A 13,837-nucleotide genomic window follows, 5' to 3' on the forward strand; every position below is an offset into this window, starting at 1 on the left:
CGGGAGAAACACAACCGGTACTCGGAGTACTGGTTACCGCCTGTAGAAACCTACAACCACTAGTCGACAGCTTCCGCCGGGCCGCCGTAACTGACTTCGGAGTAACGTGCCTAGCCCTCGGAAAACCGTTCCCAGAAGCGGTCGACTATCGAGTCCAGGTAACGCCGCCCCTCCTCGTCCGCGGCCGCCCCGATCGACCGGCCGAGCGTCGCGGCCATGATCGACTGGTACTCCTGATGTATCGAACGCAGCGGCTCCTTGAGGTCCCGCTTGTCGATCGAGGTCAGCTTCGCGATGTCCTTGATGTGCGCCTGCCAGCGGGTGGTCACCGCCTCGACGAGCAGCCGCGCGAGCTCGTCCTGCAGCCCGGTGATCGCGACCAGGTCGCCCGGCGGCAGCTGGAAGAACTCCCCGAGCCGCGCCGACTGCATCCGGTCGCCGACCCACCGCCCCGCCCGCTCCATCTCCAGATAGGCGTCGACCGGCACCCCGACCACCCGCGCCACGTCCTCCGCCGCGACGCCGCGCGCCAGGCGGTGTTCGAACAGCGTGCGCGGCCGCCCCATGAGATCGCCGGGCGAACACCACAGGGCCGCGGCGAGCGCGGCCAGCTCACTCGCGGACGGGAGCACGACACCGCGCTCCCACGCGGTGATGTGCTCGGGGGTCACATGCGTCATCCCGTAGGAGGCACGCACGCCGTGGGCGACGTGCTCGGGCGCCATCCCGAGTTTCGAGCGCAGGGTGCTGGCGGCGCGCGCGTTGAATGGAATCTGTGGGGGCACAGTGACTGACTGTAAAGATCCCGGCAGAAATCTCCAAGCAGAGCTGTCGACTGCACCCCGTTTTGGCCGGATAGGTCGGAGCCAATCCTGTAGGAACCGACGGGACAATGAACGTCGCCAAGTGCCGTTTATCGACCGCCGATTGAGAAATCCCCGGGGGCGCGTATGATCCGCCCGCAAGGTGTCGCATACACGTTCGCGCAAAATCGGCCGCGAATGGCACGGGAGCGGCGCCTGGCCACTTCCCCCGATCCTGTATACGTCCAGGAGACGCGCATATGCAGACCAGTACGACGAGGCCGCCCGGCCCGCCGCCGGCCGGATCCGGAGGGTCGCTCGACCGGTTCTTCCGGATCAGTGAGCGCGGTTCGACCTACGCCCGCGAGATACGTGGTGGTCTCGCCACGTTCTTCACCATGGCGTACATCCTCGTCCTCAACCCGATCATCCTCGGCAGCGCCGAGGACAAGTTCGGCAACCAGCTGAACTCCACTCAGATCGCCACCGCCACGGCCCTGGTGGCCGCGGTGATGACCATCATCATGGGCGTCGGCGGCAATCTGCCGCTCGCGCTGGCCGCGGGTCTCGGCATCAACGCCATCGTCGCCTACCAGGTCGCTCCGCTGATGAGCTGGAACGACGCGATGGGCCTCATCGTCCTCGAGGGGCTGCTGATCACCGTCCTGGTGATGACCGGTCTGCGCGAGGCCGTCATGCATGCCATCCCACAGGCGCTCAAACAGGCCATCAGTGTGGGCATCGGCCTGTTCATCGCGTTCATCGGCTTCGTGGACTCCGGCTTCGTCACCCGCATCCCGGACTCCGCGAACAGCACCGTGCCCGTGCAGTTGGGCACCGGCACCCTGACCGGCTGGCCGATGCTGGTCTTCTGCCTCGGTGTGCTGACGACCGTCATCCTGCTGGCCCGCAAGGTCAAGGGCGCGATCCTGATCAGCATCGCCGCGATGACCGTACTCGCCGTGATCATCAATGAGATCGCCGACATCAAGTCCTGGGGCCTGACCGACCCGACACTGCCCGACAACGCCGTCGCCTCGCCCGACTTCGGCCTGCTCGGCGAGTTCGACCTGTTCGGCGCCTTCGGCCAGGTCAGTGTGCTCACCGTCGTGCTGCTCATCTTCACGCTCATCCTGTCCGACTTCTTCGACACCATGGGCACCGTCGTCGGCGTCACCGCGGAGGCCGGACTCCTCGACGAGCGCGGGCAGGTGCCGGGCCTCGGCCGAGTGCTGCTCATCGACAGTGCGGCCGCGGTGGCGGGCGGCGCTGCCTCGGCTTCGTCGGCGACGGCGTACGTGGAGTCCGCCGCGGGTGTCGGTGAAGGCGCCCGCACCGGGTTCGCGAACCTCGTCACGGGCGGCCTGTTCGGCCTTGCGCTCTTCCTCACCCCGGTGCTGACCCTGGTGCCGATGCAGGCTGCAGCGCCCGCCCTGGTCGCGGTCGGGTTCCTGATGATGACTCAGGTCAAGCACATCGACTGGGAGCGGTACGACCTCGCCATCCCCGCCTTCCTGACCATCGCCGTGATGCCGATGACGTACTCCATCACCAACGGCATCGGCGCCGGCTTCATCTCGTACGTGGTCATCAAGGCCTGCCTGGGCAAGGGGCGCGAGGTGCACTGGCTCCTGTGGGGCACCGCTGCGCTGTTCGTGCTCTACTTCGCGATCGATCCGCTGGAGCAGATCCTCGGGCTCAAGTAACCGCGGGGCCCGGATCACCGCGGATGCTCGTCCGCGTGAGCGGGACGAGAGCAGCACGGAGGGTGCCACGGCCACGGCCGGGGCACCCTCCGTGCGTCGCGGTACGGGGCGACCCCGGCCTGGGCAGGCGAGTGGCACTTAGAGTAGCCTTGCCTAAATTTTGCCCGCGCCGTTTCCGCAGGTGGGGCTGCATGATCCCGGAGGAGTAGGGGTGGTTCCGCCAGTTCCGTCGGGACGGAGCGTCTTGCGTACGGCCGTCCGCGAGCAGCGGGGCAAGGTCGCCGTCGGCGCACTGCTCGGCTCCGGTCACCAGATCGGCGAGGCGCTCGTCCCCGTACTCATCGGCGTGGTCATCGACCAGGCCGTCACCGATTCCGACACCGGGGCCCTGGTGGTCTGGCTCGGCGTACTCGCCGTCGGCTACGTCGGTCTCGCCCTGAGTTTCCGCTTCGGCGCCTGGACCGGCGACCTCGCCGCCACCCGCGCCGAGCACAAGCTGCGCGTCACGCTCGTCGAGCGGGTGGTCGCTCCCGGGGGAGGCACCGAACGGGGCAGGCTGCCGGGCGCACTGGTCAACATCGCGACCGAGGACGCCAAGCGCGTCGGCGTCTCGATCATGGCCCTGATGATCGGAACCTCGGCCCTGATGGGCCTGCTGACCTGTGCCGTCGTGCTGCTGAGCACCTCGGTGACGCTCGGCCTCGTGGTGCTGCTCGGCACTCCCGTACTGCTCTGGCTCGGGCATCTGCTGAGCAAGCCGCTCGAGGCACGCAGCGGCGCCGAGCAGGAACGCGCCGCGCACGCCTCCGCGGTGGCCGCCGACCTGGTGGCCGGACTGCGGATCCTCAAGGGCATCGGCGGCGAGCCGACCGCGGTGACCCGCTACCGCACGACGAGCCGGGAGTCCCTGCAGGCGACGCTGCGGGCGGCGCGGGCGCAGGCGTTCCAGAACGGCACGGTGCTCGCACTGACCGGTTGCCTGATCGCCGCGGCCGCCCTGGTCGGCGGGCGCCTTGCCGCCGACGGCAGCATCACGCTCGGGCAGTTGGTGTCGGCGGTCGGTCTCGCGCTCTTTCTGCTCGGCCCTCTGCAGACACTGGCCTGGGTGAACGCCGAACTGGCCCAGGGCCGCGCATCGGCCGCCCGGATCGCGGACGTGCTCGCCACTCCCCCTGCCGTCCCGTCCGTCGACGACTCGGGCAGCGCGCTCCCCGGCCCGGCCGAGCCGGTGCACGGTGCCCTGCGCCTGACGGGTGTACGGCACGGCGGCCTCGACGCCCTCGATCTGACCGTCGCCCCGGGCGAACTCCTCGGCGTCGCCGCCACCGACCCGGCGCACGCCGCCGACCTGATCCGGTGCCTGGCCCGCGGGAGCGACCCCGAGGACGGCACGGTGGAACTGGACGGAGTGCCGCTCAGTGATCTCGATCCGGCCGCCCTGCGCACCCATCTGCTGGTAGCCGAACATGACGCGGATCTCTTCGAGGGCACCGTGCACAGCAATGTGACCGCGGCGGCGAACGGCGCCTCGGACCCGGGCCCCGCCATGGCGGCCGCCGGTGTCACCGAGGTGCTCCGCACGCTGCCGGACGGTGCCGCGTCGGCGGTCAGCGAGCGCGGGCGTTCGCTCTCCGGTGGCCAGCGGCAGCGCGTCGCCCTGGCCCGTGCCCTGGCCGCGGAGCGTCCGGTCCTGGTGCTGCACGACCCGACGACCGCGGTGGACGCGGTCACCGAGTCCGAGGTGGCCGCCGGGATCCGGGAGCTGCGCGCGGGCCGCACCACCGTCGTCGTCACCACGAGCCCCGCCCTGCTCTCGGTCGCCGACCGGGTGGCGCTGCTCGTCGACGGCCGGGTCACCGACACCGGAACCCACTCGGAACTCGTCGGCCGGCACGAGGTGTACCGATCGGCGGTGCTGTCATGACCCGCCCCGTGGCGTCGGAGGAGGCCGATCGGCCGGAGCGCGATCCGCGTACCGCATCGCAGTCGCCGGCCACCCCTGGAACGGAAGAAGAGATGCCGGAGTCCGGCGCCCCGCAGGCCCGACAGCCGGAAGGCGAACGGGAGTTGCTGCCCACCGCGACCGGGGCGCAGACCTGGGCCGCGGTCCGTGAACTGGTGCGGCCGCGCCGCGGACTGGCGCTCGCCGGGTTCGTGGCGATGGTCGTGGCGACCGCGATCGGGCTGCTGATCCAGCCGCTGCTCGGCCGCATCGTGGACCTGGTGGCCGAGCAGCGCCCGCCGGACGCGCTGACCCTGCCGGTCGTGCTGCTCGTGGTGGTCGCGGTGGCCCAGGGCGGCGCCACCGCGCTCGGCCTTTCGCTCGTCTCGCACCTCGGCGAGGGCGTGCTGGCCCGGCTGCGCGAACGCTTCGTGGCGAACGCGCTGCGGCTGCCGCTCGGCCAGGTCGAGAAGGCCGGCGCGGGCGATCTCACCGCCCGGGTCACCCGGGATGTGTCGATGGTCGGCGAGGCGGTGCGCTCCGCGCTGCCCGAACTGGCCCGGTCCGTCCTGGCGATCGTGCTCACCCTCGCGGCGATGGCCGCCCTGGACTGGCGCTTCCTGCTGGCCGCCCTGATCGCCGTGCCCATCCAGGCGCACACGGCCCGCTGGTACGTACGACGGGCGGTGCCGCTCTACGCGCAGCAGCGGATCGCGACCGGCGCCCAGCAGCAACAGCTGCTCGACACCGTCGCCGGCTCCGGCACGGTGCGGGCCTTCCGCATCGAGGAGCAGCACACCGAGCTCGTCACCCGGCGCTCCTCGACCGCGGTCGGCCTGACCATGCGCGGTGTCCGTCTGGTGCTCGACTTCTACAACCGCCTGCACGTCGCCGAGTACGCGGGCCTCGCCGCCGTGCTCGTCACCGGATTCCTGCTCGTACGGTCCGACTCGGTGTCGATCGGTACGGCGACGGCGGCCGCGCTCTACTTCCACAGCCTCTTCACGCCCGTCAACCAGGCTCTGGTGCTGCTCGACGACGCACAGTCCGCGAACGCCTCGCTCGCCCGTATCGTCGGCGTCACATCGGCCCGCCCCGCGCCCGGTGAGCCGGCGGAACACCGGCGCACCGAAGGCACCGAAGCCACCGGCGGCACAGTGCCGCGCATCGAGGTCGACGAACACGCGGACGCCCCCGGTGTCACGGTCACCGTGTCGGGCCTCGATCATGCCTATGAACCGGGCCGACCGGTGCTGCACGATGTCGATCTGACGCTGCACCCCGGCGAGTTGGTTGCCCTGGTGGGCCCGAGCGGGGCGGGCAAGACCACCCTCGCGAAGCTGGTCGCGGGTGTGCACCGGCCGACCGCCGGCACGGTGCGGCTGACCGGTGGCGGGTCCGCGTCGAGCGGTCCGCCGGTCGCTCTGATCACCCAGGAGACCCATGTCTTCGCCGGCCCGCTCGAGGACGATCTGCGCCTGGCCCGCGCCGACGCCACCGACGAGGAACTGCGTGCGGCGCTGGCCACGGTGGAGTCCCTCGACTGGGCGCTGGCCCTGCCGGACGGGCTGAGCACGGTCGTCGGCGAGGGCGGGCACCGGCTCACCGCCGCGCAGGTGCAGCAACTCGCCCTGGCCCGGCTGGTCTTGGCCGATCCGCCGGTCGCCGTACTGGACGAGGCCACCGCGGAGGCGGGCAGCACCGGGGCCCGGCTCCTGGAGAAGGCCGCCCAGCGTGCGGTCGGCGGGCGCACCGCCCTGGTGGTGGCCCATCGGCTCACTCAGGCCGCCTCCGCGGACCGGGTGGTCGTCATGGAGGAGGGCCGCATCGTGCAGAGCGGCACGCACGCCGAACTGTGCGCGGCCCCCGGACCGTACGCCGACCTGTGGGAGGCCTGGTCGGGCGCGCGCTGACGCTCGGGCGGCCGGGGCCCCGGGTGCGGCGCCTCAGCCGAGGACGCCGCTGTATGCGTTGAGTGCGGGCTGGCCGCCGAGGTGGACGTAGAGCACCTGGGAGTCCGCGGGGATGTCGCCGCTGCGGACCAGATCGATGAGTCCGGCCATCGACTTCCCCTCGTAGACCGGGTCGATGATCATGCCTTCGAGGCGTCCGGCGAGGCTGATGGCGTCGAGTGTGGACTGGACCGGCACTCCGTAGAGATCACCGGCCCAGCCTTCCAGGACGGTGATCTCGTCGTCGCGCAACTCCCGGCCGAGGCCGGTGAGTTCGGCCGTATTGCGGGCGATCTTCGCTGTCTGGGCACGGGTTTCGCCGATCCTCGCGGAGGCGTCGATGCCGATGACCCGCCGCGGACGGTCCTGACCGGCGAATCCGGCGATCATCCCGGCCTGGGTGCTGCCGGTGACGCTGCACACCACGACGGTGTCGAAGAAGATGCCGAGCTCCCGTTCCTGCTGCGCCACTTCCTGCGCCCAGCGGGCGAACCCGAGGCCGCCCAGGCGGTGGTCGGAGGCGCCCGCGGGGATGGCGTACGGGGTGCCGCCGGCGGCACGCACGTCGTCCAGGGCCTGACTCCAGCTGTCCTTGAAGCCGATGCCGAAGTCGGCGCGGACGAGACGGACTTCGGCGCCCATGATGCGGGACAGCAGGATGTTGCCCACCTTGTCGTTGACCGGGTCCGGCCAGTCGACCCAACTCTCCTGCACAAGTACGGCCTTGAAGCCGAGCCGAGCGGCTACCGCGGCGACCTGGCGGGTGTGGTTGGACTGCACGCCGCCGATGGTGACCAGGGTGTCGGCGCCCTGGGCGAGGGCGTCCGGGACGAGGTACTCGAGCTTGCGGGTCTTGTTGCCGCCGAAGGCGAGCGGGCTGTTGCAGTCCTCGCGTTTGGCCCAGATCCGCGGTCCGCCGAGTTCGGCGCCGAGCCGGTCGAGCGGGTGGACCGGGCTGGGTCCGAAGAGCAGTGGGAAGCGCTCGAAGTCGTCCAGGGACATGGGGGGCTCCTTCACTCACGGGGCGGCTCCCCGGCGGGAGGCGCGGCATCGAGCAACGGCGCGAGCGTCTGCCAGTTGGCGTGGACGGCGGCCGCCGCCCCGTCCACGTCGCCCGCCTCGCACAGCGCGATGATCCGCTCGTGCTGGGCGACCGACTCACGGCCGCCGAGCGAACCGAACCGCAGGCGCTCCACTCGGCGCAGCACCGGGGTGAACTGGTCGAGGACGGACCGCACGGCCGGATTCGCACTGGCGGTCACCGCCACGTCGTGGAAGGCGTCGTCGGCGGCGAGCGCGGCGTCGACGTCCTCCTCGGCGAGGGCGTGCGCGAACCGTGCGTTGGCCGTCCGCATGGCGTCGAGTTCGACCGCCGTGAGGTCGAAGAGCGCCTCGCGGACGGCCAGTTGGTGCATGGCGGCCGTGACGGACTGCGCGGCCCGCTCGGCCCGGCTGTCGAGTGGGCTGACGATCGTGTAGCGCCCGGGCTTGGTCCGTACGAGGCCGTTGTGCTCCAGGCGCCCGAGGGCCTCCCGGACGGGGGTGCGGCTGACGCCCAACCACTCGACCAATTCGGCGTCGTTGAGCCGCTCCCCCGGTGCGAGTGCGCCTTCGACGATGGCGTCGCGGATCGCCCGGTACGCCTCCTCCCTGAGGAGCGACCTGGACACGAGGCCTCGACGACCCGGAACCGGCATGCAATATATTGCGCATCGCGTTCTCGGGACTGTCAAGGCCGCCGCCGGCCTTGCCGATCACCCGCATACGATCGCCTCATGACCAGAACCGACCGCGCTGCCAAGGTGGTTGCCGCACCCCCGTCGGCCGTGTATGCCGCGCTCGTCGACCGCGAAGCCCTGGAGGCATGGCTGCCGCCCGACGGCATGCGGGGGTGCATCGAACGCTGGGACCCTCGGCCGGGTGGCGGCTTCCGGATGGTGCTCACCTATCCGGACCCCACCGGCGGCCCGGGCAAGACCTCCGACGCCACGGACGTCGTGGAGATCCGTCTCGCGGAGCTCACGCCCGGCGAACGGGTCGTACAGCAGGCGGAGTTCGAGTCGGACGACCCCGCGTACGCAGGCACCATGACGATGGTCTGGCAGCTGACCCGCACCGAGGGCGGGACCGAGGTGGCGGTCGCGGCGACGGGTGTGCCGCCCGGGATCGACCAGGCCACCCACGAGGCGGGCATCGCCTCCTCGCTCGCCCAGCTGGCCGCGTACTGCGAAACCGCCGACCCCACCGGGAGCCAAGCCATGTCGGACGCACAGAACGACCGCCCCCGCTCGCAGGAACCCACATTCGTGCTGGTGCACGGCTCCTGTTCCAGCTCGTTCATGTGGGCCCCGGTGCAGCGCGAACTCGCCCTGCTCGGCCGCCGCAGCTACGCCGTCGACCTGCCGGGGCACGGCTTCGACGCGCAGTACTCGCCGCACTACCAGGCGCCGCAGGACCTCGAGGCCTGGGCGGTGGAGCCCTCGGCGCTCGCGGGGGTCACCCTGCAGGACAACGTGGACCATGTCGTCGGCGTGGTGCGCCGGCTCGCCGAGCACGGCCCCGTGGTCCTGGTCGGTGCCAGCCTCGGCGGACTGACCGTCACCGGGGTGGCCAACGCCGTGCCGGAGCTCGTGGACCGGCTCGTCTACATCTCCGCCTGGTCCTGCGTGGAACGCCCCAACCCCGTCGCCTACATGCCGGAACCGGAATTCGCCGACAGCCTGCTCGCACCGCTGGCCGCACTGAACGTCGGCGATCCGGCCGCCCTCGGTGCCGGACGCGCCAACTACCGTACGGCCGACCCGGATCTGCTGGCCGCGGCGAAGGCGGCGATGATGGCGGAGGGCACCGACGCGCAGTTCATGGCCTTCCTGAACATCCTGCAACCGGAGGAGTCCATGGCGGTGCTGACCTCCGACGCCCGCGCGCACGCGGACACCTGGGGCACGGTGCCGCGCACCTACATCCGGCTCACCGAGGACCGGTCGCTGCCCGTCGCCATGCAGGACCGGCTGATCGCCGAGGCCGACGCCCTGACCCCCGACAACCCGTACGACGTGCACACCTTGGCCAGGAGCCATGTCGGCTTCCTGCTGGCACCGGCCGAGCCGGCCGCCATTCTCGACCGGTTGCCGCTGCCACCACGTGTTGACCTGCGCACGCGGCGCACCTAAGTTCGGCTCAGCGACATAGAAAGCGCTTGCCCGCCAGGACGCGCAACGACACGGACCCCATATCGGCACAACACCCCTCACCCGACGGCGAGTTGGAGATGCAGTGGCTGCGACGGCGCACGGATTCGACGGGCTCCCCGGCGGAGTGGCCGTGTCCCACCTGTCGGTGTACGACTGGCCGGCCGCCGACGGCGTGTGCGGAGGCACCCCGCATCTCCATCTCAGCTGCAGCGAGGGCTATGTCGTGACGGGCGGGCAGGGCGCCGTGCAGACGCTGACCGCATCGGGATACGAGCGGACCACGCTCTCCCCCGGCACCGTCGCCTGGTTCACGCCCGGCACCGTCCACCGGCTGGTCAACGAGGACGGCGCGCTGCGCATCGTCGTCCTGATGCAGAACAGCGGCCTGCCGGAGGCCGGGGACGCCGTACTCACCCTGCCGCCCGAGTATCTGACCGACCCGGACACGTACGCCGCGGCGACGGCGCTGCCGACCGGCGCGCCGGAGGCCGATCAGGAACGCGCGGCGCGGGCCCGCCGGGACCTCGCCGTCGAAGGGTACCTGCGGCTGCGCGACCACCCGGAGGAGCTGCCGGCCTTCCACCGGGCCGCCGCCCGTCTCGTACGCCACCGGGTGGACTCCTGGCGCAAGCGGTGGGAGGCGGGCGCGGCGGCCGCGACCGCCGCCACCGCGGAGCAGCTGGACCGGCTGGCCGCGGGGGATGCGGGGCATCTCGCCGACGCCGTGGTGCACAGCGAACTGCCCGCCGCACGCGGCAAGTTCGGCATGTGCGGCCGTCTGGACGTCTACCGTACGGACTGACCGGCCGCGCCTGTCCCCGCCTCCCGGGACGCCGGGCGCGCGCCTCCCGCGCATGGGACCTGGTGCTCCGGGTACTCGCCACGGGTCCGCAACCGGCAAGCATTCCGGACCCGTTGGGAGGCATCTCATGGGAATGGGCGCCAGCCTCGTCATGCTCGCCGTCGGCGCGATCCTGGCGCTGGCGGTGGACTGGCAGATCGAGGGAGTCGACCTCGACATCGTGGGCCTGATCATGATGGCCGTGGGCCTGATCGGCGTCTGCGCGTACGTGAGCATCTTCAAGCGCCGCAGGATGCAGGCTCCGCCGCCCGCGGCCCCGGTCGTCGAGCAGGAACACCGGTACCGGGACCGCCCCTACTACGAGTGAGTGCGGGAGGGAGTCCAGTCATGTCACGCCTCACCCGGGCAGCACGCCGTCGCACCCCGACCGGCCCGCCGGGCCCACGCCGGGCGTCGGACCGCGGCGCGCTGGGGATCGCGGGAGCGGTCTTCGGTGCGGTCGGGCTCTTCGTCCTGCCGATCGTGTTCGGCCCGCTCGCCGTGCTCTTCGGCTATTCGGCGGCGGGCGGACGCGGGGCGGGACTCGGCACCGCACGGCGCGCCGCACGCGCGGGTGGGCGCGGACGGCCGGTCGCCGCGGTCGTCGCCATCGTGCTCGGCATCGTGGACACGGTCCTGGCGATCGTCCTGATCGCCGCAAGCCCCGGCGCCGGCCCGCTCGCCTGAGCCGGCGCGGCCATGCGGCCCGTCCGCCGCACCGCTTTCGACGGTCCGGTCGCCGGCGGTACGACGCCGCTTGGGAGCTCCGCAGAGGGGAACCCGCCGGACATGAACACTCACGAACCGCACCCCGATCAAGCACGGCCCCGGGGCGCCGAGCCGGGTGGCGTGCCTCCGCAGGAGACGCCGCCGGGCGAGAGCAGCCTGTCGGGCGCGGGACCCGAGGAGACCCACAATCCGACGAAGGGCTGGGCCAAGGCTCCGCTCACGCTGATCCTGCTGCTCGCGTTCTGCGTCGCGGCCTTCTTTCTCGCGTACGCCCTGATCGTCGTCTGATCGTCGTCCGACCGGAGCTCCGGCCGGGTCCGTCACTGGCCGACGCGGCCGTCGACGCATTCGCGGAGCAGGTCGGCGTGGCCGCAGTGGCGGGCGTACTCCTCGATGCGGTGCACCATCAGTTCACGGACCGCGATCTCCTCGCGGCCGATGCGGGCACCGAGGTCCGAGTGCCGGGCCAGTTCGGCGTCCGTCGCGGCCTGTTCTCGCTCGAGGTCGGCGTACGAGGCCTCGACCACCGCCCGGTCGCCGAGGGCGCCGTCGAAGTCCGCACCGCGCACCCCGTAGACCCTCGGCTCCGGTTCGCCGACCGTGATCCAGTTGCGCCAGTCGCGCTCCACCTCGGCGAGGTGCCGGATCAGTCCGAGCAGCGAGAGGCTCGACGGCGGGACCGAACGGCGGGCCAGCTGCTCGGGGTCGAGTCCCTCGCACTTCATCCGCAGCGTCTTGCGGTAGCCCGTGAGGAAGTCCTCGAGCGTGGCGAGTTCCCCCTCGGGGCCGTCGCCCTCCGTCTCGCGAGGATCGTCCTCCGGGTCCACCCACATGTCGGGGTAGATCGTCGAACGGGTCCATCGTTCGGGATGCTCAGTCATGCCGCCCATACTTGTGGGTGGCTGCCGGGGCACGCCACCGGGTTTGCGGTGGTCACGTCCCAGGGGTGCGGGCGGTCGCGCCCGGCGCCGGAGCGTAGATTGCCGGGCAGGCCGGCCGAGGGGAGGAATCGCGATGGACGTGCGGCGGACGGCGCAGCGGCTGCGAGCGGTCACCGAGGAACTGTCGGACCTGTTCTACGAGCGGGACGACGTCATCCGGACGCTGACCGTGACGATGCTGGCCGGTCAGCACTCGCTGATCATCGGCCCTCCCGGGACCGCCAAATCGGAGCTGGCGCGCGAGCTGACCGGCCGGATCGAGGGCGCGAACCACTGGGAGATCCTGCTCAGCAAGTTCACCGCGCCGACCCGGATGTTCGGTCCGATCGATGTGGCGGCGCTGAGCCGCGGCGAGTACCGGCAGGTGTTCGAGGGGCGCGCGACGACGGCGCACATCGCGTTCATCGACGAGATCTTCAAGTGCTCCACGGCCGCCCTGAACGAGACGCTCGGCCTGCTCAACGAGCGCCTGTACCACCCGGAGAACGGCGGCGAGCCGATCCGCTGCCCGCTGATCAGTGCCATCACCGCGTCCAACGAGCTGCCGTCGGGGGACGACAGTGCCGCGATCTACGACCGTCTCCTGGTCCGCCTCGAGGTCGGCTATCTCGCCGACCCGTCGAACTTCGCGGGCCTGCTGCGGTCGGCTGCGGACGCGGGGGCCGAGCCGGCCAGGACCACGGTGCGGCTCGATGAGCTGCAGCACGCGGTCGGTGAAGCCGTACCGGCCGTGACCGTGCCGGACGCGGTCGTGGACGCACTGTGCACGCTGCGGGCCGCCCTGCGGCGGCAGGAGCTGGTCGCCTCGGACCGGCGCTGGCGGCAGTCGGTACGGCTGCTGCAGGCGAGCGCGTTCCTGGACGGGCGCGATGCGGTGGAGTCGAGCGATCTATCGGTGCTCGCCCACGTCCTGTGGGACTCCCCCGCCCAGCGCCCCACGGTGCAGCGGGAGGTGCTGCAGCTGGTGGATCCCGATGCCCGTGAGGCGCTCGATCTCGCCGATGCCATCGACGAGTTGGAGGCCGACCTGGAGGCGAAGGCCGGCCAGTCCCGGGAGGCGCTGAGCGACTGGGCGATCCGCGAGGCGCTGACCAAACTCAACAAGGCCGGCAAACGCCTCGAGAAGCTGCAGAGCGACTCCGGGACAGCGGGGCGGGGCGGCGGCGCCGGCGGCACGGCCGAGCGCGTGATGCTCCGTCAACGTGCCGTGCACGCACGGGTGTTGACCGAGGCGCTCGGCCTGGACGCGAGCATCGTGCAGGAACGGTTGTGAACGGCGGGGAAGCGCCGGGTGCCAGGGCGGCGGTGATCGCCGACCGGTTCGACCTGATGGCCTGGCACGAGATCCGTGCCGAGGCACCGGAGCTGGACGGGCTCGCCAGGAGCCTCAACAGGCGCCACGACCACACCGACGACCTGCTCGCCGATGTGTTCCTGCTCGCGTACAAGGTCGCCCCGCAGATGCGTGAACGGGCCGCGATGCACCCCGCACGCCGGGTCAATCACCAGGTCGTCGCCTCGCTCGCGGACAGCCGGGAGTTCGCCGCACTGCACCGTGAGACCTCCGGCGATCCCTACGCCGCCGCGCTGGCCGTACTCGCGCAGGGCGAGGCGCTGCGCCGGATGCTCGAGCGGGCCGCGGAAGCGACGGAACGGGCCAGGCGGGCCGAACGGGCCGGGCGGGCGCGGCAGGAGGCGGGCGGGACCGCGGCAGCCGGCGCGTTCGGCG

At 71.6% G+C, this 13,837-nt stretch carries 13 protein-coding genes and 2 pseudogenes; 11 read left to right on the top strand and 4 right to left on the bottom strand.

Annotated features, from left to right (window positions below):
- Positions 1-110 precede the first annotated feature (110 nt).
- Positions 111-725 carry an XRE family transcriptional regulator gene (locus DY218_RS17080; protein WP_128556911.1) on the bottom strand — a complete coding sequence of 205 codons (615 nt, stop codon included), beginning with the start codon at positions 723-725 and terminating at the stop codon, positions 111-113.
- Positions 726-1,063: 338 nt separating this feature from the next.
- Here DY218_RS17080 and DY218_RS17085 point away from each other — a divergent pair, with 338 nt between their 5' ends.
- From DY218_RS17085 to DY218_RS17095, 3 genes are all read left to right on the top strand, one after another.
- On the top strand, positions 1,064-2,509 hold the full coding sequence (locus DY218_RS17085) for an NCS2 family permease (RefSeq protein ID WP_128556912.1): 1,446 nt from the start codon (positions 1,064-1,066) through the stop codon (positions 2,507-2,509).
- Positions 2,510-2,753: 244 nt separating this feature from the next.
- On the top strand, positions 2,754-4,433 hold the full coding sequence (locus DY218_RS17090) for an ABC transporter ATP-binding protein (RefSeq protein ID WP_233521655.1): 1,680 nt from the start codon (positions 2,754-2,756) through the stop codon (positions 4,431-4,433).
- Between the two features lie 92 nt (positions 4,434-4,525).
- Complete coding sequence (locus DY218_RS17095; protein WP_128556927.1) at positions 4,526-6,364, top strand: ABC transporter ATP-binding protein; 1,839 nt, start codon at positions 4,526-4,528, stop codon at positions 6,362-6,364.
- 33 nt (positions 6,365-6,397) lie between these two features.
- On the opposite strand, the gene DY218_RS17100 is transcribed toward DY218_RS17095, so the two are convergent.
- Positions 6,398-7,405 carry a 1-aminocyclopropane-1-carboxylate deaminase gene (locus DY218_RS17100; RefSeq protein ID WP_128556914.1) on the bottom strand — a complete coding sequence of 336 codons (1,008 nt, stop codon included), beginning with the start codon at positions 7,403-7,405 and terminating at the stop codon, positions 6,398-6,400.
- An 11-nt stretch (positions 7,406-7,416) separates the two neighbouring features.
- Complete coding sequence (locus DY218_RS17105) at positions 7,417-8,073, bottom strand: GntR family transcriptional regulator (RefSeq protein WP_407703640.1); 657 nt, start codon at positions 8,071-8,073, stop codon at positions 7,417-7,419.
- 105 nt (positions 8,074-8,178) lie between these two features.
- Here DY218_RS17105 and DY218_RS34580 point away from each other — a divergent pair.
- The 6 genes and pseudogenes from DY218_RS34580 to DY218_RS17130 form a co-directional block, all read left to right on the top strand.
- Positions 8,179-8,619, top strand: a pseudogene (locus tag DY218_RS34580) (SRPBCC family protein); the annotation flags it as partial.
- Positions 8,620-8,661: 42 nt separating this feature from the next.
- Positions 8,662-9,576 carry an alpha/beta fold hydrolase gene (locus DY218_RS17110; protein WP_199566764.1) on the top strand — a complete coding sequence of 305 codons (915 nt, stop codon included), beginning with the start codon at positions 8,662-8,664 and terminating at the stop codon, positions 9,574-9,576.
- Between the two features lie 103 nt (positions 9,577-9,679).
- Positions 9,680-10,399, top strand: coding sequence for a cupin domain-containing protein (locus DY218_RS17115; RefSeq protein WP_128556917.1), 720 nt, complete (start codon positions 9,680-9,682; stop codon positions 10,397-10,399).
- 127 nt (positions 10,400-10,526) lie between these two features.
- Positions 10,527-10,766 (top strand): DUF6458 family protein, encoded by a 240-nt coding sequence (locus tag DY218_RS17120; protein WP_128556918.1) that lies wholly within the window; start codon positions 10,527-10,529, stop codon positions 10,764-10,766.
- A 20-nt stretch (positions 10,767-10,786) separates the two neighbouring features.
- Positions 10,787-11,125 carry a small hydrophobic protein gene (locus tag DY218_RS17125; RefSeq protein WP_128556919.1) on the top strand — a complete coding sequence of 113 codons (339 nt, stop codon included), beginning with the start codon at positions 10,787-10,789 and terminating at the stop codon, positions 11,123-11,125.
- Between the two features lie 102 nt (positions 11,126-11,227).
- On the top strand, positions 11,228-11,455 hold the full coding sequence (locus DY218_RS17130; protein ID WP_128556920.1) for a DUF6480 family protein: 228 nt from the start codon (positions 11,228-11,230) through the stop codon (positions 11,453-11,455).
- A gap of 32 nt (positions 11,456-11,487) precedes the next feature.
- Here DY218_RS17130 and DY218_RS17135 read toward each other — a convergent pair whose 3' ends face one another.
- Positions 11,488-12,048, bottom strand: a complete 561-nt coding sequence (locus DY218_RS17135) for a DinB family protein (protein ID WP_128556921.1) — start codon at positions 12,046-12,048, stop codon at positions 11,488-11,490.
- Positions 12,049-12,181: 133 nt separating this feature from the next.
- Here DY218_RS17135 and DY218_RS17140 point away from each other — a divergent pair, with 133 nt between their 5' ends.
- On the top strand, positions 12,182-13,381 hold the full coding sequence (locus tag DY218_RS17140; RefSeq protein ID WP_128556922.1) for an AAA family ATPase: 1,200 nt from the start codon (positions 12,182-12,184) through the stop codon (positions 13,379-13,381).
- Positions 13,378-13,837: pseudogene (locus DY218_RS17145) on the top strand (hypothetical protein); the annotation flags it as partial. The gene DY218_RS17140 and the pseudogene DY218_RS17145, both read left to right, overlap by 4 nt.

This window comes from Streptomyces triticagri (genome assembly GCF_003429565.1).
GTDB lineage: Bacteria > Actinomycetota > Actinomycetes > Streptomycetales > Streptomycetaceae > Streptomyces > Streptomyces triticagri.

Excerpts from the sequence above, each read along its gene's own strand:
- DY218_RS17110 (WP_199566764.1), top strand. The coding sequence starts at position 8,662 with ATGTCGGACGCACAGAACGACCGCCCCCGCTCGCAGGAACCCACATTC.
- DY218_RS17125 (WP_128556919.1), top strand. The coding sequence starts at position 10,787 with ATGTCACGCCTCACCCGGGCAGCACGCCGTCGCACCCCGACCGGCCCG.
- DY218_RS17120 (WP_128556918.1), top strand. The coding sequence starts at position 10,527 with ATGGGAATGGGCGCCAGCCTCGTCATGCTCGCCGTCGGCGCGATCCTG.
- DY218_RS17140 (WP_128556922.1), top strand. The coding sequence starts at position 12,182 with ATGGACGTGCGGCGGACGGCGCAGCGGCTGCGAGCGGTCACCGAGGAA.
- DY218_RS17080 (WP_128556911.1), bottom strand. The coding sequence starts at position 725 with ATGGCGCCCGAGCACGTCGCCCACGGCGTGCGTGCCTCCTACGGGATG.
- DY218_RS17085 (WP_128556912.1), top strand. The coding sequence starts at position 1,064 with ATGCAGACCAGTACGACGAGGCCGCCCGGCCCGCCGCCGGCCGGATCC.
- DY218_RS17135 (WP_128556921.1), bottom strand. The coding sequence starts at position 12,048 with ATGACTGAGCATCCCGAACGATGGACCCGTTCGACGATCTACCCCGAC.
- DY218_RS17130 (WP_128556920.1), top strand. The coding sequence starts at position 11,228 with ATGAACACTCACGAACCGCACCCCGATCAAGCACGGCCCCGGGGCGCC.
- DY218_RS17095 (WP_128556927.1), top strand. The coding sequence starts at position 4,526 with ATGCCGGAGTCCGGCGCCCCGCAGGCCCGACAGCCGGAAGGCGAACGG.
- DY218_RS17100 (WP_128556914.1), bottom strand. The coding sequence starts at position 7,405 with ATGTCCCTGGACGACTTCGAGCGCTTCCCACTGCTCTTCGGACCCAGC.